Source organism: Paucibacter sp. JuS9 (genome assembly GCF_044043925.2).
Taxonomy (GTDB): domain Bacteria; phylum Pseudomonadota; class Gammaproteobacteria; order Burkholderiales; family Burkholderiaceae_C; genus JAUASW01.
On the sequence record NZ_CP194172.1, the window covers coordinates 2,089,775 to 2,109,328 of the forward strand.

The 19,554-nt window shown below is 65.7% G+C and carries 16 protein-coding genes; 13 read left to right on the forward strand and 3 right to left on the reverse strand.

What is annotated here, in order from left to right:
• Positions 1-9 precede the first annotated feature (9 nt).
• The 11 genes from serC (at position 10) to ABT392_RS09345 (ending at position 11,298) form a co-directional block, all read left to right on the forward strand.
• Positions 10-1,122 carry a 3-phosphoserine/phosphohydroxythreonine transaminase gene (gene serC, locus ABT392_RS09295; RefSeq protein WP_334275582.1) on the forward strand — a complete coding sequence of 371 codons (1,113 nt, stop codon included), beginning with the start codon at positions 10-12 and terminating at the stop codon, positions 1,120-1,122.
• Positions 1,115-2,224: a prephenate dehydratase gene (gene pheA / locus ABT392_RS09300; protein ID WP_395385941.1), complete on the forward strand. Its 1,110-nt coding sequence runs from the start codon at positions 1,115-1,117 to the stop codon at positions 2,222-2,224. The genes serC and pheA overlap by 8 nt, the downstream gene beginning before the upstream one ends.
• 21 nt (positions 2,225-2,245) lie before the next feature.
• On the forward strand, positions 2,246-3,136 hold the full coding sequence (locus tag ABT392_RS09305) for a prephenate dehydrogenase (RefSeq protein WP_334275584.1): 891 nt from the start codon (positions 2,246-2,248) through the stop codon (positions 3,134-3,136).
• Between the two features lie 24 nt (positions 3,137-3,160).
• Positions 3,161-5,185: a bifunctional 3-phosphoshikimate 1-carboxyvinyltransferase/cytidylate kinase gene (locus ABT392_RS09310; RefSeq protein ID WP_395385940.1), complete on the forward strand. Its 2,025-nt coding sequence runs from the start codon at positions 3,161-3,163 to the stop codon at positions 5,183-5,185.
• A 148-nt stretch (positions 5,186-5,333) separates the two neighbouring features.
• Positions 5,334-7,049, forward strand: a complete 1,716-nt coding sequence (gene rpsA / locus ABT392_RS09315) for a 30S ribosomal protein S1 (RefSeq protein WP_334275586.1) — start codon at positions 5,334-5,336, stop codon at positions 7,047-7,049.
• Between the two features lie 111 nt (positions 7,050-7,160).
• Positions 7,161-7,469 (forward strand): integration host factor subunit beta, encoded by a 309-nt coding sequence (locus tag ABT392_RS09320; RefSeq protein ID WP_395385939.1) that lies wholly within the window; start codon positions 7,161-7,163, stop codon positions 7,467-7,469.
• Positions 7,470-7,500: 31 nt separating this feature from the next.
• The gene (locus tag ABT392_RS09325) at positions 7,501-7,797 is read left to right on the forward strand and encodes a LapA family protein (RefSeq protein ID WP_334275588.1); all 297 of its coding nucleotides are present in this window, start codon (positions 7,501-7,503) and stop codon (positions 7,795-7,797) included.
• Complete coding sequence (gene lapB, locus ABT392_RS09330) at positions 7,787-8,941, forward strand: lipopolysaccharide assembly protein LapB (RefSeq protein ID WP_395385938.1); 1,155 nt, start codon at positions 7,787-7,789, stop codon at positions 8,939-8,941. The genes ABT392_RS09325 and lapB overlap by 11 nt, the downstream gene beginning before the upstream one ends.
• Positions 8,941-9,720, forward strand: coding sequence for a glycosyltransferase (locus ABT392_RS09335; RefSeq protein ID WP_334275590.1), 780 nt, complete (start codon positions 8,941-8,943; stop codon positions 9,718-9,720). Before lapB ends, ABT392_RS09335 begins: the two co-directional genes overlap by 1 nt.
• Positions 9,721-9,742: 22 nt before the next feature.
• Positions 9,743-10,471 carry a glycosyltransferase family 25 protein gene (locus ABT392_RS09340; RefSeq protein WP_334275591.1) on the forward strand — a complete coding sequence of 243 codons (729 nt, stop codon included), beginning with the start codon at positions 9,743-9,745 and terminating at the stop codon, positions 10,469-10,471.
• Entirely contained in the window at positions 10,468-11,298 is an 831-nt protein-coding gene (locus ABT392_RS09345) for a hypothetical protein (RefSeq protein ID WP_395385937.1), read from the forward strand. The genes ABT392_RS09340 and ABT392_RS09345 overlap by 4 nt, the downstream gene beginning before the upstream one ends.
• 82 nt (positions 11,299-11,380) lie before the next feature.
• Here the strand turns inward: ABT392_RS09345 and ABT392_RS09350 are convergent, their stop codons facing one another.
• Entirely contained in the window at positions 11,381-12,493 is a 1,113-nt protein-coding gene (locus ABT392_RS09350) for a glycosyltransferase (RefSeq protein ID WP_395385936.1), read from the reverse strand.
• Between the two features lie 132 nt (positions 12,494-12,625).
• On the opposite strand from ABT392_RS09350, the gene ABT392_RS09355 reads away from it, so the two are divergent.
• Together ABT392_RS09355 and ABT392_RS09360 are read left to right on the forward strand one after the other, a co-directional pair.
• A complete protein-coding gene (locus tag ABT392_RS09355) occupies positions 12,626-14,368 on the forward strand; it encodes an ABC transporter transmembrane domain-containing protein (RefSeq protein ID WP_395385935.1) in 1,743 nt (580 codons plus the stop codon).
• 9 nt (positions 14,369-14,377) lie between these two features.
• Complete coding sequence (locus tag ABT392_RS09360; RefSeq protein ID WP_334275595.1) at positions 14,378-14,659, forward strand: ComEA family DNA-binding protein; 282 nt, start codon at positions 14,378-14,380, stop codon at positions 14,657-14,659.
• 4 nt (positions 14,660-14,663) lie between these two features.
• On the opposite strand, the gene ABT392_RS09365 is transcribed toward ABT392_RS09360, so the two are convergent.
• Positions 14,664-15,950, reverse strand: coding sequence for a patatin-like phospholipase family protein (locus tag ABT392_RS09365; protein ID WP_395385934.1), 1,287 nt, complete (start codon positions 15,948-15,950; stop codon positions 14,664-14,666).
• Positions 15,951-16,044: 94 nt separating this feature from the next.
• Positions 16,045-19,539, reverse strand: a complete 3,495-nt coding sequence (gene dnaE / locus ABT392_RS09370; protein WP_395385933.1) for a DNA polymerase III subunit alpha — start codon at positions 19,537-19,539, stop codon at positions 16,045-16,047.
• Positions 19,540-19,554: the final 15 nt, after the last annotated feature.

Here is a 19,554-nt window from a genome sequence, read left to right on the forward strand (position 1 = left end):
CAGCCAACGATGAGCCAGCCCCGCCCGTTCAATTTCTCCGCCGGCCCTGCCACCCTGCCCGAAGAAGTGCTGCAGCAGGCGGCCGACGAGATGCTGGACTGGCAAGGCTCGGGCATGGGCGTGATGGAGATGAGCCACCGCGGGCGCGAGTTCATTTCGATCTACGAGCAAGCGGTCGGCGACCTGCGCGAACTGCTGCAGGTGCCGGCCAATTTCCGCATCCTCTTCATGCAGGGCGGTGGCCTGGGCGAAAACGCCATCGTGCCGCTGAACCTGAGCCGAGGGGGCAAGGTCGACGCGGTCATCACCGGCTCCTGGTCCACCAAGAGCACGAATGAGGCCAAGCGCTATGCCGACGTGCACGTGGCCGCCAGCAACCTGGCCGACAGGCACCGCAGCCTGCCGCCAGCTTCGAGCTGGCAGTTGCGCGATGGCGCGAGCTATGTGCACGTCTGCAGCAATGAAACGATCGACGGCGTCGAATTCCATGAGCTGCCCGACCTGAAGGCGCTGGGCAGCGCAGCGCCGCTGGTGATCGACTTCTCTTCGCATGTGCTGTCGCGCCCGGTCGACTGGTCGCGCGTCGGTCTCGCATTTGGCGGCGCGCAGAAGAACATCGGCCCGGCCGGCCTGACCATCGTGGTCGTGCGCGAAGACCTCCTGGGTCATGCGCTGCCAAGCTGCCCCTCGGCCTTCGACTACAAGATCGTGGCCGACGCGGATTCGATGTTCAACACGCCGCCCACCTACTCGATCTATATCGCGGGCCTGGTCTTCCAGTGGCTGAAGAAGTTCGAGTACGCCGGCAAGAGCGGCCTGGCCGCCATCGAGCAACGCAACATCGACAAGGCCGCCCTGCTCTATGCAGCGCTGGACTCGTCCCAGTTCTATGAAAACCGCGTCGCGGCGAACTGCCGCTCGCGCATGAATGTTCCGTTCTATCTTCGCGACGAGCGATTGAACGACGCCTTCCTCACCGGAGCGAAGGCGCGCGGATTGCTGCAACTCAAAGGCCACAAGTCGGTGGGAGGCATGCGTGCATCGATCTACAACGCCCTGCCGCTGGAAGGCGTGCAGGCGCTTTGCACCTACCTGAAAGACTTTGAGGCTCAAAATGGCTGAGGGCGCACCCGCCACACCCGACCCGGCGCTGCTGGCGCTGCGGCACAAGATCGACGCGGTCGACCGCGAACTGCTGGACCTCGTCAACAAGCGTGCCGCGCTGGCGCAGGAAGTCGGCGAGTTGAAGAAGAAAGAAGGCTCGGTGGTGTTCCGGCCCGAGCGCGAAGCGCAGGTGATCGACGGGCTCAAGGCCCACAACCCCGGTCCGCTGCGCGGCGAGTCGGTGGCTCCGATCTGGCGCGAAATCATGTCGGCCTGCCGGTCGCTCGAAACGCCCACGCGCGTGGCCTATCTCGGCCCGGCCGGGACCTTCTCGGAGCAGGCGGCGCTCGGTTTCTTCGGCACCTCCATCGTGCAAGTGCCTTGCACCAGCATCGACGAAGTGTTCCGCACCACCACGGCCGGTGCGGCTGACTTTGGCGTCGTGCCGGTCGAGAACTCGACCGAAGGCGTCGTCGCCCGTTCGCTGGACCTGTTCCTGACCACGCCGCTGTTCATCATCGGAGAAACCAGTCTGTTCGTGCGCCACAACCTGCTGCGCCGCGAGAACTCGCTGGAAGACATCCAGGCGGTCTGCGCTCATCCTCAGGCCTTGGCGCAATGTCATGGCTGGTTGTCCACGCACCTGCCGCACGCAGAGCGCCGGCCGGTCTCCAGCAATGCAGAAGGCGCACGCCTGGCAGCGCTGGACAAGCGCCTGGCCGCCGTGGCGAGCGAACGCGCCGGCAGCGAATACGGCCTTCACATCGTGGCGCCCGCCATCCAGGACGACGCGCACAACCGAACCCGTTTCGCCATCGTCACGCACCCGGACCGCCACCCGGCACCTCAGGCCTCGGGCCACGATTGCACCAGCCTCGTCGTCTCGGTGACGAACAAGCCCGGCGCGGTGCACGACATGCTGGTCCCCTTGAAGGCGCATGGCGTCTCGATGTCGCGCTTCGAATCGCGCCCGGCTCGCTCGGGCCAGTGGGAGTACTACTTCTACATCGACCTGCAAGGTCACCCCGAGCAGCCAAACATGGCCCAGGCCTTACGTGAGTTACGTGCCGTCTGTGCCTATTTCAAGCTCCTGGGCACGTATCCTCTAGACGTGCACTGAGTTCAGCGAGGCAGCAAAGCAATGTTCACCCAGCTCGGCGTCATCGGTTGCGGTTTGATGGGCGGCTCCTTCGCACTGGCGCTGAAGAAAGCCGGCCTGGTCAAGCGCGTCGTTGGCTACAGCAAGTCGCCCTCCACCACCGAAACCGCCAAGAAGATGGGCGTGATCGACGTGGCGGCGGAGTCAGCACTGCTCGCTGTTTCGGGCTCGGACATCGTCCTGATCTCGGTGCCCGTCTCGGCCACCGAGCCGACACTGAAGGCAATCCGCCATCTGGTCACGCCGAACACGCTTTTCATGGATGTGGGCTCGACCAAGTCCGATGTCGTGGAGGCCGCACGCCGCGTGCTGGGCGAAAAGATCAATTGCTTCGTGCCCGCGCATCCGATTGCGGGCAAGGAATCCGGTGGCATCCAGAATGCCGACGCGACCCTTTACCAGGGCCGGCAGGTCATCCTGACGCCGCTGCCGGAGACGCTGCCAGCACTGGTTCAGCGCGCAACGGATGCCTGGTCGGCCATGGGCACTCAGGTGCTCAAGATGACGCCGGAGAACCACGACGCGGCCTTTGCCGCCGTCAGCCATCTGCCGCATCTGCTGGCCTTTGCCTACTATCTTTCGGTCGCCAGGCAACCCGCCGGTCGCGACTTCCTGAGCCTCGCCGGGCCCGGCTTTCGCGACTTCACCCGCATCGCCGCCAGCGAGCCCGCCGTATGGCGCGACATCCTCATGGCCAACAGGGCCGAGGTGCTGAAGCAGTCGCGCGCCTTCCGCAAGGCCCTCGATCGGCTCGAGATGCTCATGGTCAGCGGCAATGCCAGCAGCCTGGAAGAGCAGATCCGCCTGGTCTCGGAAGACCGCAGCCAATGGCAGATGGGTCAGCTGACCGTGCCTCGCTCGCAGCAGAAATAGCCCCCTCTTTCCTGTTTCCCGTTCATGTTCAAGATTCCTTTCCTCGACCTGCCGCCGCTGCGCGCCGCAGCAGGCACGGTGCGCCTGCCGGGCTCCAAGAGCATTTCCAACCGCGTGCTGCTGCTGGCCGGCCTCTCCGAAGGCCAGACCCTGGTGCACGACCTGCTCGATTCCGACGACACCGCCGTGATGCTGGCTTCCTTGAAGCAGCTTGGCTGCGTGCTGGAGCAAGTCGAAGGCGGCCCCCTGAAGGTCACCGGCATCGGCGCGAAGCTGCAGACGAATGCCGCCAAGCTCTTTCTCGGCAATGCCGGCACGGCAATGCGCCCGCTTACGGCGGCGCTGGCCTTGCTGGCGGCAACACAGGGCGGCGAATTTGAACTCTCTGGCGTGGCACGCATGCACGAGCGTCCCATCGGCGATCTGGTCGATGCCTTGCGCGGCCTGGGTTGCGAAGTGGCCTGCCTGGGCAGTGAAGGCTATCCGCCGCTGCGGCTGAGCGGCCCGTCAGAGCTGAAGCTCAGCGAGCCGGTGCGCGTGCGCGGCGATGTGTCGAGCCAGTTCCTCACGGCCTTGCTGCTGGCGTTGCCGTTGGTGGCGGAGCAAGACATCCATATCGACGTGGTTGGCGAGCTGATCTCCAAGCCCTATATCCACATCACGCTGGAGCTGCTCAAGCGCTTCGGCATCGAGGTCAAGCGCGAGGGCTGGCAGCGCTTCACGATTCCGGCTGGCAGCCGCTACCGTTCGCCGGGCGAGATCCATGTCGAGGGTGATGCCTCGTCTGCGTCCTACTTCGTGGCCTTGGGTGCCATCGCTGCAACAGGTCAGCCGATCCGCATCGAGGGCGTGGGCAGCGCGTCCTTGCAGGGCGACGTGCGCTTCGTTGAAGCCGCCGAAGCCATGGGTGCCGTGGTGCGTGCCGAGGCCAATGCCGTCGAGGTCAAGCGCGGCGCCTGGCCACTCAGGGCACTGGACCTGGATTGCAACCACATACCGGACGCAGCCATGACGCTTGCCGTGATGGCGCTCTATGCCGACGGCCCGTCCACGTTGCGCAATATCGCCAGCTGGCGCGTCAAGGAGACCGACCGCATCGTCGCCATGGCCACCGAGCTGCGCAAACTCGGCGCGCAGGTCGAGGAAGGCCCCGACTGGCTGCGCGTGCACCCGCTGCGCGACTGGCAGCCGGCAGCCATCCACACCTATGACGACCACCGGGTCGCCATGTGCTTCTCTCTGGCTGCCTTCAATGGCCTGGTGACGGCAAGCCCGGTGCCGGTGCGCATCCTCGAGCCCCAGTGCGTGGCCAAGACCTTTCCGGACTATTTCGAGACCCTGTTCGAAGTCGTCTCGGCCCGGCCGGAAGACATCCCGGTGATCACGATTGACGGCCCCACGGCCTCCGGCAAGGGCACGCTGGCTGACGTGGTGGCCCACGAGCTGGGCTACATCGTGCTGGATTCCGGTGCGCTGTACCGCGCCACTGGCCTGGCGGCCCGCCGCGCCGGCGTCGAACTGGACGAAGCCGAGGCCGTGGCTGCCATCGCCGCAAAACTGGACCTGCACTTCGCCAAGGGCCGGGTCTGGCTGGGCGATGAAGACATCACCGACGCCCTGCGCGAAGAAGCCTCGGGCCTGGCCGCCTCCCAGGTGGCAGCCCACGCACCGGTGCGGGCTGCGCTCAACCAGCTGCAACTCGACTTCCGCTGCCTGCCGGGCCTGGTGGCCGATGGGCGGGACATGGGATCGATGGTCTTTCCGGATGCTCCCCTGAAGGTCTTTCTCACCGCCAGCGCTGCCACGCGGGCCGAGAGAAGGCATAAGCAATTGATTTCCAAGGGAATTCCGGCTAATATCGCGGGCTTGCGTGAAGACCTGGAAGCCAGGGATGCTCGCGACAAAGGTCGCACAGCATCACCGCTCCAGGCCGCCGCAGACGCGCGGAGGCTCGACAACTCGGCCCAGACCATTGAGGAATCAAGGGATCTGGTGCTCAGCTGGTGGGCTGAAGCAAGGCCGTTCAAGGGTTCAGCGTTGAGCCATTGAACGACCCGGCCGCAAGGCCAGACCGGGCCCGCCGCCCTTCCTCTCGAACGTCAGTTCACCGAGGGCGGCGAACTCATCAACCTAACCCCGCAAGCTCGTCTTGCAACGCCGTCCGTCAAACGCCTTGTCAGCCGGCACAGGAAACACAATGTCCCAAACCCAAACCGCCCAAGCCTCCGGCATGGAATCGTTCGCAGCCCTCTTCGAGGAATCGCTGCAAAAGTCTGACATGCGTTCCGGCGAGGTCATCTCGGCCGAAGTCGTCCGTGTCGAGCACAACTTCGTCGTGGTCAACGCCGGCCTGAAGTCCGAAGCGTATGTGCCTATCGAAGAGTTCAAGAACGATCAGGGCGAGCTCGAAGTCAACGTCGGCGACTTCGTGTCGGTGGCCATTGACGCCATCGAAAACGGCTACGGCGACACCATCCTGTCGCGCGACAAGGCCAAGCGTCTGGCCTCGTGGCTGTCGCTGGAAACCGCACTGGAGTCGGGCGACTTCGTGACCGGTACCGTGTCGGGCAAGGTCAAGGGCGGTCTGACCGTCCTCGTGAACGGCATCCGCGCCTTCCTGCCGGGTTCCCTGCTGGACACACGTCCAGTCAAGGACATGAGCCCGTACGAAGGCAAGACCATGGAATTCAAGGTCATCAAGCTGGACCGCAAGCGCAACAACGTCGTGTTGTCGCGCCGCGCTGTGGTCGAAGCTTCGATGGGCGAAGAACGCGCCAAGCTGCTCGAGACGCTGTCCGAAGGCGCCATCGTCAACGGCGTGGTCAAGAACATCACCGAATACGGTGCCTTCGTTGACCTGGGCGGCATCGACGGCCTGCTGCACATCACCGACATGGCCTGGCGCCGTGTCCGCCACCCGTCGGAAGTCGTGACGGTTGGTCAGGAACTGACCGCCAAGGTCCTGAAGTTCGACGCTGAGAAGAATCGCGTCTCGCTGGGCCTGAAGCAGCTGGGCGACGACCCGTGGTTCGGCGTTGCTCGCCGCTACCCGACCAGCACCCGCCTGTTCGGCAAGGTCACGAACATCGCCGACTACGGCGCGTTCGTTGAAATCGAGCCGGGCATCGAAGGTCTGGTGCACGTGTCCGAAATGGACTGGACCAACAAGAACATCGCACCTTCGAAGATCGTCTCCCTGGGCGACGAAGTCGAAGTCATGGTCCTGGAAATCGACGAAGACAAGCGTCGCATCTCCCTGGGCATGAAGCAGTGCAAGGCCAACCCGTGGGAAGAGTTCGCCGAGAACGTCAAGCGCGGCGACAAGGTCAAGGGCCCGGTCAAGTCGATCACCGACTTCGGCGTGTTCGTTGGCCTGGCTCAAGGCATTGACGGCTTGGTGCACCTGTCCGACCTGTCGTGGGAAGAGACTGGCGAAGCTGCAGTGCGCAACTTCAAGAAGGGCCAGGAAGTCGAAGCCATCGTGCTGGCCGTTGACGTCGAGCGCGAGCGCATCTCGCTGGGCATCAAGCAGCTGGACAGCGACCCGTTCACCGCCTACACCACGATCAATGATCGCGGCGCTTCGGTGACCGGCAAGGTCAAGACGGTTGACGCGCGTGGCGCCGAAATCGAACTGGCTGAAGGCGTGATCGGCTACCTGCGTGCTTCGGAAATCTCGCGCGACCGCGTCGAAGATGCCCGCAACGTGCTGAAGGAAGGCGACGAAGTCACCTCCATCGTCATCAACGTGGACCGCAAGACCCGCAACATCCAGTTGTCGATCAAGGCCAAGGACAACGCCGACAACCAGGAAGCCATGCAGCGCCTGTCGGCCACGTCCGAGCGTGAAAACGCCGGCACCACCAGCCTGGGCGCCCTGCTGCGCGCCAAGCTGGACAACAACAACGGCTAAACTGTCGCCCAACCGGCAACCCTCCGGGGTTGCCTGCTGGTGACCGCCGCAGGCTCGCCACTCGATAAGGGTGCGAGCCTGTTTTTTTGCCAACACCACAAGAACATATTCATGACCCGATCCGACCTCGCCGCTCTCCTGGCTGACCGCTTTCCCCAGCTGACGCAGCGCGACACCGAGTTCGCCGTGAAGACCATCCTGGACGCGATGTCCGACGCGCTGGCCCGGGGCCATCGCATCGAGATCCGCGGCTTCGGAAGTTTCCAGGTCAACCGCCGCCCGCCCCGCATGGGCCGCAATCCGCGCAGCGGCGAGCAGGTGCTGATCCCCGAGAAGCTGGTGCCTCATTTCAAGCCGGGCAAGGCCCTGCGCGAAGCGGTGGACGCCCAGCCGCCCAAGGCCGAATTGGCCGACGACTGAAGCCCCCGGCCGCGCCTAGAATCGCCGCCTGATGCGACTCATCGTCTGGCTCCTCAGAGCCTTCCTCTTCTTCGCGCTCTTTGCGTTCGCGCTGAACAACCAGCAGGACGTTGCCGTGCGCTGGTTCTTCGGCCACGAATGGCATGCGCCGCTGGTCATCGTGGTGCTGCTGGTGTTCGGCATCGGTTGCGCGCTCGGCGTGCTGGCCATGGTGCCGGCCTGGTGGCGGCATCGCCGGCTGGCGCGCCGTCGGCAAGACCTGCCCCCGGAGACCCAAGCCCCTGGCGACCCATTGAACAACTCGCCCCTGCCTCGCGATGGACTTTGACCTGCGCTGGCTGCTGATCGCCATGCCCATCGCCTTCGCGCTGGGCTGGCTGGGTTCGCGCCTTGATGCGCGCCAGTTGAAGCGCGAACAGCGCGATGCACCCAAGGCCTATTTCAAGGGCCTGAACCTGCTGCTGAACGAACAGCAGGACAAGGCCATCGATGCCTTCATTGAAGCGGTGCAGCTGGACCCCGACACGTCGGAGCTGCATTTCGCGCTCGGCAATCTGTTCCGCCGCCGTGGTGAATACGAGCGCGCGGTGCGCGTGCATCAGCATCTGCTGCAGCGCGGCGACCTGCCCGCCCACGAGCGAGACCGCGCCCAGCATGCGCTGGCACAAGACTTCCTGAAGGCCGGCCTGTTTGATCGCGCCGAAGAAGCCTTCCGGGCGCTCGCCGGCAGCCGCTTCGAAGCCGAGGCGGAACTGGCCCTCTTGTCGCTCTACGAGCGTTCACGGGAGTGGCGCAAGGCGGCCGACGTGGCGCGCCATCTGGAGCAGATGGGCACCGGCTCCTTTGCCACGCGCATCGCGCACTTCCTCTGCGAGCTGGCTCTTGAAGCCCAGGCCCGCCATCAGGACGAAGAGGCACAGAAGCTCCTGGCCGAGGCACGCAAGCTCGCGCCGCAAGCGGCCCGCGCCCATGTGCTCGCCGGCCAGATGCTGGCCCGCCGCGAACAGCCCGAGCAGGCCATGGCCGCCTACGCGGAGCTGCTGGCCTCGAACGCCGAGGCCTTCAATCTGGTGGCCAAGGATTACGCCGAAGCGGCCCGCGCCAGCGCGCAGCCCGAACTGGCGGCCCGCGCGCTCGACACCTTGAGCGCACGCTACCAGCGCGCGCCAAGCCTGCAGTTGCTGCAAGCCATCGCCCTGCTCGACACCGACCCGGCCCGCCAGCGTGAGCGCCTCTTGCGCCATCTGCGCGACCAGCCCATGCTCTCGGCCGCCAGGCTCCTGCTGGAGCGCGGCCCGCTGCAAGGCGATGCCGAACAGGCACTGGTTGGCAGCGCGCTAGAGCGCGCCAGCCGGCCCTTGCAGCGCTACCGCTGCGCCGCTTGCGGCTTCGAAGCGCAGCACTATTTCTGGCAGTGCCCGGGTTGCCTGACCTGGGATTCCTACCCGCCTCGCCATGTCGAGGAACTTTGATGACGACTCCAATCACTCAGCAAGAAGCGCCAGCCGTCGTGGCCCCCGAGCGCGTCATCCTGTGCATGAAATGGGGCACGAAGTACGGCCCCGAGTACGTGAACCGGCTCTATGCCATGGTGCGCCGCCACCTGCGCGGCGAGTTCCGTTTCGTCTGCCTGACCGACCGCACCGAAGGCATCCGCCCGGAGGTCGAATGCTTCCCCATTCCGAGCCTGGAGCTGCCCGCCGGCAGCCCGGAGCGCGGCTGGACCAAGCTGACCACCTTCAGCACCGAGCTGGTCGAGGGCTATGGCCTCAAGGGCACGGCCCTGTTCCTGGACCTTGACGTGGTGATCGTCGGCGACATCACGCAGTTCTTCTACGTGCCGGGCGAATTCCTGATCATTCACGACTGGAAGCGCCCCTGGCGCATCACCGGCAACTCCTCGGTCTATCGCTTCGAGCTGGGCCGCCATCCGGAGGTGCTGGTCAAGTTTCGTGCCGAGTTCGACGCCATCCGCCAGAAGTTCCGCAACGAGCAGGCCTACCTGTCCGACGAGATGCAGGCCAAGGGCATGCTGCGGTACTGGGACGACGCCTGGTGCGCCAGCTACAAGTACCACTGCATACCGCGCTGGCCGACGAACTACTGGCGTGCGCCCTTCATTCCCAAGGACGCCCGAATCCTGATCTTCCACGGCGTGATGAACCCACCCGACGCCCTGGCTGGCCGCAGCAACGGCAACTGGCGCCATGCCAAGCCGGCGCCCTGGATTGCTGATCACTGGCACGAGTGATGGCTTCGAGTCGCCGCACTGAATGATCCCGGTCCTGTTCATCAATCTGGATCGCGACGCCGAGCGCCGCGCGCGGCTGGAGGCCGAGTTGCAGCAGCATGGCGTGGCAGGCGAGCGATTTCCAGCCACCTTGTGGACGGCGCTTTCGGCAGCCGAACAGGCTCGCTACTACTCCCCCGAGCTCAACGCCCGCCTGTTCCACAAGCCCCTGGTCAATGGTGAGAAGGGTTGCTACGCCAGCCATCTGCGCGCCTGGCAATGGCTGCTTGATTCGCCCCATGCCGCCCTGGTGGTGCTGGAGGACGACGTCAAGCTCAAGCCCGGATTCGCCGCCGTGGTTGACGCCATCACCGCCTTGCCGGCGGGCTGGGACATGATCAAGCTGCTCGGCCGACCCGCCACCGGCAAGCAGGAAAAGCTGCGCGGCCAGGCGCCACTGATCGCTGGCACCGAACTGGTCGACTACGCCCGCATTCCCAGTCTCACCGCCGGCTACGTCATCAGCCGCTCCGGTGCCAGCAAGCTCCTGAACACCCGCCTGCCCTTCGGCCGCCCCATCGACGTGGACCTGCGGCATTTCTGGGAGAACGGCTTGAAGGTTCAGGGCGTGGAGCCATCGGCCATCGAGCTGGACGAAACCAGCTTCGAGAGCAGCATCGGCGACAAGCCCAAGGGCGGTCTCGCTGCACGCTGGACCAAGTTCCGCCACAAGATGGCGTACACGATCCTCAATCATTGGTATACAAGATGAGCTGGGTCCGCACGCGCAGCCTGGTGCTGGTGTCCTGGGACGGCCAGAGCGAGCCCTGGCAGATGATTCATCTGGATGCAGCGCCCGATTTCGACTGGGTCCTGTTCGACTTCTCCGGCCGCCAGGCCCCAGGTCCGCGCACGCTGCGCGGCCAGCAATGCCTGGTGCTGTCCGGCGCCACCGAATGCAAGGGCGAGATCTACCAGGCGCTCGCCGACCACCTGGCCGCCAACAGCGAAGTGCCGGACTATGTGTCGCTGATCGACGATGACATCCTGATTTCGGTCAGCGACATCAACCGCGTCCTGCATCTGGCTGCATGCGAAGGCCTGGACATCTGCTCACCGGTGCTCAGCCATGACAGCGTCTACACCCATCGCTGGACGCTGCGCCAGCCGAGCAGGATGTTCCGTGAGGTGGACTGGATCGAGGTGATGATGCCCTTCTACCGCGGCAGCCTCTTCATGGCCGGCCGCGAGCAGTACCGGGGCAATGTTTCTTCCTGGGGCATAGACAAGTACCTGATGCCCACGCTGCAGCAGCTCACCGGCCTCAAGCGCTGCGCGCTCATCGACGCGGTGATGGCCAGCCATCGGCGCCCGGTCACGAGCGGCCAGAAGGTCTACCGCAACGGTCGCACCGCAGCGCAGGAAGCGGCGGCCATGAAAGCCAGTTGCATCGCCCTGATCCAGTCACGCCAGCCCGAGCTCTTGCAGACTGAGTGGTTCCAACGCATCTTCGAGCAGCGTCATGCGCGCACGCGCTGGCAACAGCTCAAGTACGGCCTGGGTCGGCCGCTGCGGCGCTGGCTCGAAACCTCGACCTGAACACTCCGGGACAGCCGCCGGCACAAAAAGGCGCGATGGCATCGGGCATCATGCAAGCGGCCCCCGCGGCCGCAACACAAGGCTAGAGCGACAGCAGCAGTTGCTCGTAGCGCCGCATCATCAGCTTGCGGTCGTGATGGCGCATGGCATGCAGGCGGGCCTCAGATGCCAATCCGGCCGCATGGCCCGGCTCGAGCAGAAGGCGCTCCAGCACATCGGCCAGCGCCTGCGGGTCTCTCTCCGGCACCAGCAGGCCGCTCTTGCCATCCACGAAAACACCCTCCACACCAGGCACGTCGGACGCCACGCAGGCGCAACCGGCGGCCATGCCTTCGACCAGCGCCAGGGGCATGCCTTCCCAGTGGGTGGACAACACGAAGATCTGCTGGCTCATCAGGAGCTCCGGCAGGTCAGCGTGGTGGCCCATGAACCAGACCTGGGAACCCAGGCCCAGGTCGCGCACCAGTGCCTCGGCACGGGTGCGCAGACTGGCCTTGCCCGCGCCGGCGAGGTGCAGCTTGGGCACCAGCCCACGCTTCTTCTTCAACAGGGCCAGGGCATGGATCAGGGTGATCTGGTCTTTCTGGCGCGCAAAGCGGGCCGACATCACAATGCCCGGCGAGCGGCTTTCATAGGGCCGCGCTTCGGCACCGGCAAAGCGGTTGAGGTCGATGCCATTGGGAATGGCCAGCGTGCGTTCGGCCGGCATGCCCAGCTCGACGAGGGTCTCCCGCACCCCTTCGGACACGCCCACCAGCCGTGCCGTGCGCCGTGCCAGCCAGCGGGCCTGCCAGAGCTTGAAGGCGCTGTAGCGCTCGCGCGAGTTGTGCTCCACGTGCACCATGGCAGGCACCCATGCCGCGCGAGCCGCCCAGCGGCCGATCAGGTGCTCCGGAAAGCCATGAGCCATCACCACATCGGGCCGCCAGCGACGACACAGCCGCGCCAATGCCCAGATCGAGAGCCAGTGAAACCAGCCGGGCACCACCTCCACATGGAGCCCCTGGTCGCGCAGTGCCTGCACACGCGCGTCATCGGTGGTGCGCTTGCGACGCAGCACGAGCAGGGCTTCAAAATCCCGGCTCTCCTGAGCAGCAGCCACCAGGTCTATGGCCACCTGGGTGGCACCGGAGAAGCCGCCGGTGACGAAATGCAGCACCTTGCGGCGCGGATGGGCTGAGGATGGAAACTTCATGGGGGATAGACACCCTGCACTGCGACCGGGCCGCCCGCAGTATCTCAATGAATTGCCGGCGGCCAAGCCCGCAAGCACCCCTGGACGGGGGACGCGGCCCGGTCTGTCGGACTGCAGCGACAATCCGGCCCCATGACTGTTGAAGCCGCCACCGCGCCCGACCTGAAGTCCACCGCCCGCCGGGTGCTTCGCTACGTGCTGCCGCATCGCCTGGGGCTGTTCTGGACGGTGCTGGCCTACTTAGGCGCAGCCTGCACCGAACCGCTGATCCCCGAGCTCTTGCGCACTGTTTTCGGCAAGGGTTTCCAGGCTTCGTCGTTCTCGGTCTGGTGGGTGCCTGTCGTGCTGATCGGCCTGTTCGCGCTGCGTGGCCTGTTCGGCTTCCTTGGTCAGTACATGCTCAACCAGACGCTGACGCGCTCCGTCATGGACATGCGCCGCTCGCTGCTGGACGCATTGCTGCGCGCCGATGCCAGCGCCTACACGAGCCTGCAGCCCGGTGCGGCCGTGACCAAGGTGGTGAACGACCCGAATCAAGTCCTGACCCTCTTGAGCGGCACCGTGGTCTCGGTGCTGCGCGACGGCCTGCCCGCCATCGCCATGCTGGGCTACCTGCTCTACCTGAACTGGCAGCTGACCCTGCTGTCGATGATCACCACGCCGGCCATGGCGTTCGTGGTCAAGAGGGTGAACCGGCGCGTGCAGCAGATCGGTGCGCGCAACTATGACGCGCAGCTGGAGCTGGTGAACAAGGTGGACGACATCACCCGCGCCTGGCGCGTGGTGCGCAGCTTCGATGCCGGCGACTATGAGCGCGGCCGATTCGCCGACATCGCCCGCAAGGTGCAGCGCAGCGCGCTCAAGGTCTCGGCCACAAATGCGCTGACGCAACCGCTGTCGCAGTTGATGGCCAGCGTGGGCTTGTCCCTCATCGTCAGCCTGGCGCTCTTGCAGGCGCGCCAGACCAACACCGGCGTCGAGGAGTTCGCCGCCTTCGTCACCGCCCTGCTCCTGATGACCTCGCGGCTGCGCCACCTGAGCGACCTGGCCCAGCCCATCACCAATGCCCTGGTGATTGCCCGCGGCTGCTTCAGCCTGCTGGACACGCCGGCCGAGCCCGACCGCGGCACGCAAGACCTGGCCCTGGCACGCGGCGAGCTGTCGCTGCGCGAAGTGAAGCTGCAATATCCCGGCGCCGAGCGCCCGGCGCTGGATGGCCTCAGCATGCTGATCAAGCCCGGCCAGACCACCGCCCTGGTCGGCGCCTCGGGCGCCGGCAAGAGCTCGGTGATCCACCTGCTGCTGGGTTTCGCGCAACCGGACAGCGGCCAGATCCTGCTGGACGGCCACGACATCCAGGACCTCAGGCGCGCCGCCCTGCGCCGCCAGTTCGCCGTGGTCTCGCAGGACATCGTGCTCTTCGATGCCTCGGTGGCCGACAACGTGGCCTACGCACAGCCACGCGATGCAGCACGCCTGGAGCAAGCCTTGCGCGCCGCCCACTTGTGGGACTTTGTCCAAACGCTGCCGCAAGGCATCGAGACGCCGGTCGGCGCCAACGGCAGCAAGCTCAGCGGTGGCCAGCGCCAGCGCCTGGCCATTGCCCGTGCGCTGTACAAGGAGGCGCCAATCTGGGTGTTTGACGAAGCCACTTCGGCGCTGGACACCGAAAGCGAGCGCGCGGTGCAGCAGGCTTTGGAGCAATGGCAAGGCAAGAAGACGCTGATCCTGATCGCGCACCGCCTGTCCACCGTGCGCGCCGCAGATTGCATCCACGTGATGAGCAACGGCCGCTTGCTGGAATCGGGCTCGCATGCCGAGTTGCTGGCCACTGACGGCGCCTATGCCGCCATGGTGCGGGCCCAGCACGACTAGGGCCGAATGATGCGGCGGCGCCTGCTCTGGTCGGTCGTGATGGCCATGCTGTCACCGGCCACGCTTGCAAAGGACAGGCTGCTGGAGCTCAACCAGGCCACGCAGGCGCAACTGGAATCGCTGTCCGGCGTCGGGCCGGAACTGGCCGAGCGCCTCTTGAAGGTGCGCTCTGTCAAAGCATTCGAGAGCTGGGCCGACCTGCGCCGCCGGGTCAGCGGCATCGGTGCCAAGCAGGCAAAAAAGCTCTCAGACCAGGGCTTGCGGATCCAGGGTCAGGCCTTGCCTGGATGAGGCTTCAGCGCGCTCGCTCGACCTCGGCCACCCTCGCCTGCGCGAAGCCGGCGCTGCGCCTTTGCTGGCGCGGGTCGAACGGTGGCGGCTCGCCGGTCCAGCCGAAGAAGGCCTGCACCTCGCTGCGGCGCGCCAGCGTGTCGGTGAAACCGAGCGTGATCAGCTCCTCGGTGAAATCGGGCTCGAACAGCAGATAGCTGGTCAGCGCCGAGCCGTGCGCCGCCTTGCCTTCACCCGACACACCCACACTGCGCAGCAAGCCGCGCATGGTGGCCGGCAAGGCCGCCTGATGCTTGGCGGCCAGGTCGTCGATGCGGCGGCTCGGCGCAATCACCATCACCTCGACCGGCCGCAAGGCCGTGGAGCGGCGCGCCTCCGGCGGCAGAAGCGACAGCGTGTTGTTGATGCGTTGCATGCGTTCGATATCGACCGCCAGCGCATCCAGAAAGATGTTGGACAAGGCATGGCCGGCGATCTGAGCCATGCTTGGATGGGCCTCGACAGCTTGCACGCGCCGGCCAGGCGGCTCATGCATGCGGCCGGCACCGATCACCAGGATGCGCTCGGCACCAAGGTGGATGGCCGGCGAAATCGGCGCACTCTGGCGCATCGAACCATCGCCAAACCACTCGGGCTGGCCTTCCAGGTCGAGCTGCTCCGCCGGGAAGATGAAGGGAATGGCCGAGGACGCCATCAGGTGCTCGATCGTCAGCCGGGCCCGCACGGCCAGGCGCTGCGAGCGCAGCCAGGGCTGGATCTCCTTGGCCGTCTGATAGAAGGTCACATGCTGGCCTGAGCTGTAGCTGGAGCCGCTGATGGCCAGCGCATCCATGTGGCCGGTTTCCAGCATCTCGTCCAGCCGCTCCAGACGCACCCAGCGGCGCAGCAGCTCGCCGAGCGGCTCGTTGTCCAGCAGGCTCTTGGGCCGGCTGCGCTTCCAGCGCGCCAGCGCCCAGCCCAGGCTCATCATCGTCATCCAGCGCGCGCCGGTGCGTATCACGCCGAAGGAGTCGGCCCGGTAGACCTGGTCGACATGGATGTTCTGCCAGATGTAGACGAGGCCGTCGACCGCCGCGTCGAAGTCGTCTGCCTGGCAGGCCAGCGTGGCCGCGTTGATCGCGCCCGCCGAGGTGCCGGTGATGATGGGAAAGGGGTTGCCTCCGATCACGCCTGCATCGCGCCGCAACTGCGCCAGTGCCTGCAGCACGCCCACCTGGTAGGCCGCACGCGCGCCGCCGCCGGTCAGCACGAGGCCAGTGCTGGTTCGATCGGTGCTGTTCAGGTCGGACATGAGGCGGGCGGCAGCATTCTCTTGCTGGCCATCATCGCCCAGAAAATGCGCGCAAGGGAGCGGGACTCACCCCCTTGCATCGGCGCCGCAACGCTCACTCGTAGACGATCTGCGCGTCGCCGAGCTTTTCCAGAGCCTCATCACAAGGCCAGAACCTGGCCGCATCGCCCAGGTCCAGCTCGGCCACCGCGCCAGGGCGGCGGATCGACAGGCGCAGCGGCAGGCCTTGCAGCAAGCGGCCCTGCTCGGTTTCGGTGGCGCGCGCCGGCCAGGTCTTCAAGACCTCGTCCAGTGCCGGCACGGTGGCATCCGGCGGCACGCGCAGGAACTTGCCGAAGCGCGCGCGAGCGCCGGCCAGGTCCCAGATCGCGGTGACATTCATGCGCAGCCCGCCCGAGAAGCGGTCGTTCTGCACCTTGCCCTGCACGATCAGGAGCTCGTCGTCCGCCAGCAGTTCCTTGTGGGCATTGAGCAGCTCTTCGTTGGCCACCGCCTCGATGGCATCACTCTTGTCGTCGAGCTTGAAGATGCCGACGCGACCGCGATTGCCGTTGATGATGCGCAGGTCAGCCACGATGCCGGCCACCAGCACCGGCTCGCGGCTGTCCTGCAGGTCGGCCACCTGGCGCCTCACCATGCGGCGCACTTCGGCGCCACTCTGGTCGAACAGATGGCCGCTCAGGTAGAAGCCGATGGCGGTCTTCTCCAGGCTCAGGCGCTCCTTGATGCTCCAGGGCGCGGCCTCGACCAGCGGCGGCTCGGCCACCGAGGACCCATGGGTGTCATCGAAGTCGAACAGGCCGCCCTGGTCGGCATTGGCCGTCAGGTTGTCGGCATAGGTGTAGCCCAGGGCCACACTGGCCAGGAGGCGTGAGCGCTCCGGCTCGATGGAATCAAAGGCTCCGGCCTTGATCAGGGCCTCGACCACGCGCTTGTTGACCGCCTTGCGGTCGACCCGGGCGCAGAAGTCGAAGAAGGTCTTGAAAGGGCCACCCTCGGTGCGGGCCGCGACGATGGCGTGGATGGCACCGACGCCGGTGCCCTTGATGGCGCCCAGGCTGTAGTTGATCCGCTTCGGGCCCAGCGGCTCGAAGCGGTGCACGCCCAGATTGACATTGGGCGGTTCGAACTCGATGCCAAACAGCTTGGCATCGTTCAGCAGCACCTTGAGCTTGTCGGTGTCGTCCGACTCGATAGTCATGTTGGCCGCGTAGAACTCGGCCGCATAGTGCGTCTTCAGCCAGGCCGTGTGATACGAGAGCAGCGCATAGGCAGCCGCGTGCGACTTGTTGAAGCCATAGCCCGCGAACTTCTCCATCAGGTCGAAGACTTCGTCGGCCTTGGCCTGGTCAAGCCCCTTCTCGGCCGCGCCCTTGCGGAACAGCTCGCGGTGGGCCGCCATCTCCTCGGCCTTCTTCTTGCCCATGGCGCGGCGCAGCATGTCGGCGCCGCCGAGGCTGTAGCCGCCCAGCACCTGGGCCGCCTGCATCACCTGCTCCTGGTAGACAAAGACGCCGTAGGTCTCCTCGAGCACCTGGCCCAGCAGCGGATGCGGGTACTCGATCACTTCCTTGCCGTGCTTGCGCGCCACGAAGGACGGAATCAGGTCCATCGGCCCTGGCCGGTACAGCGACACCAGCGCGATCAGGTCCTCGAAGCGCGAGGGCTTGGCGTCCTTGAGCAGGCGCTGCATGCCAGGCGATTCAAACTGGAACACGCTCTCCGAGTAGCCCTTGCCAAACAGGTCGAACACCTTCTTGTCGGCCAGCGGCACCTTGGCCCAGTCGAAGTCCTTCTGCTCCGGATAGCGCGCCTGAATGAAGTTCTTGGCCAGCTCCAGGATGGTCAAGGTGGCCAGGCCCAGAAAGTCGAACTTCACCAGGCCGATGGCCTCGACGTCGTCCTTGTCATACTGGCTCACGGCGGACGTGGAACCCGGCTGCTGGTACTGCGGACAGAAGTCGGTGATCTTGCCTGGCGCGATCAGCACACCACCGGCATGCATGCCGATGGAGCGCACCGTGCCCTCCACGCGTGCCGCCAGCTCGAGCAGGCCGGCCACCTCTTCGTCGGTCTTTTCGCGCTCTTCGATCTCGGGCGACTCGTGCCGTGCATAAACCATCTTGGCCTTGGCCGGGTCGAAGTCGGGCGGCAGCTTGGCCAGGGTCACGGTCTTGCCGGGCGGCGCCGGGACCAGCTTGGCGATGGAGTCCACATGGCCAAAGCCCATGCCCAGCACGCGGCCGATGTCGCGCAACGCGCCCTTGGCCGCCATGGTGCCGAAGGTGGCGATCTGGCTGACGGCAGAGCGGCCGTACTTGTCCTTCACATAGTCGATGACGCGGTCGCGATTGCCCTGGCAGAAGTCGATGTCGAAGTCGGGCATGGACACCCGCTCCGGATTCAGGAAGCGCTCGAACAGCAACTTGTACTGCAGCGGGTCCAGGTCGGTGATCAGCAGCACATAGGCCACCAGCGAGCCGGCGCCCGAGCCCCGGCCGGGGCCGACCGGGCAGCCATTTTCCTTGGCCCACTTGATGAAGTCGCCCACGATCAGGAAGTAGCCGGGGAAGCCCATCTTGATGATGGTGGCCAGCTCGAACTCCAGCCTCTCCACATAGCGTGGCCGCTCGGCCTCGCGCTTGGCCTCATCGGGGTACAGCTGCTTCAGGCGGAAGTCCAGGCCTTCGAAGGAGAGCTGGCGGAAATACGCGTCCATCGGCATGCGCGAACCGTCGGCCAGGATGGGCGTCGGGAAGTCGGGCAACTGCGGCTTGCCCAGCACCAGCGAGAGGCTGCAGCGGCGCGCAATCTCCACCGTGTTGGCCAGGGCCGAAGGAATGTCGGCAAACAGCTTCTCCATGTCCGACTGCGGACGGAAGAACTGGCCGTTGTTGAATCTCTTGATGCGCTTGGGGTTGGCCAGGGTTTCGCCCTCGGCCACGCAGACGCGTGCTTCATGCGCACCGAAGTCGTCTTCTTCGAGGAACTGCACCGGATGCGTGGCCACCACCGGCAAGCCCAGCTCGGCGGCCAGCGGCACCGAAGCAGCGACCAGGCTTTCCTGGCCCGGCAGCCCGGCGCGCTGCAACTCGATATAGAAGCGGTTCGGGAAGATGCCTGCCAGGCGTTTGGCGGTCTCTCGGGCCTTGGCCTTGTCGCCATTGATCAGCGCGACGCCGACCGCGCCATGCTGGGCGCCGGAGAGGCAGATCAGGCCCTCGCCCAGCTCCTCCAGCCATTCCAGCTTCAGGCAGGCCTGGTTGCGGATCACGTTCTGAATCCAGGCGCGCGACAGCAGCTCGCTGATGTTCAGATAGCCTTTGCTGTTCTGCACGAGGAGCAGCAGCCGCGTGGGCGACTTGTCTGTGCCTTCGGGCTCCAGCCAGCAATCGGCGCCGAGGATGGGCTTGACGCCCTTCTTGCGGCAGGCGTTGTAGAACTTGATGCCACCAAAGAGGTTGGCCAGGTCGGTGATCGCCAGCGCCACCTGGCCGTCCTTGGCCGCCGCCGCAGCGGCATCGTCGACTCTCAGGGTGCCGTCGACGACGGAAAACTCGGTATGGGTACGCAGGTGAACAAAAGCCATGCGCGATTGTATTGA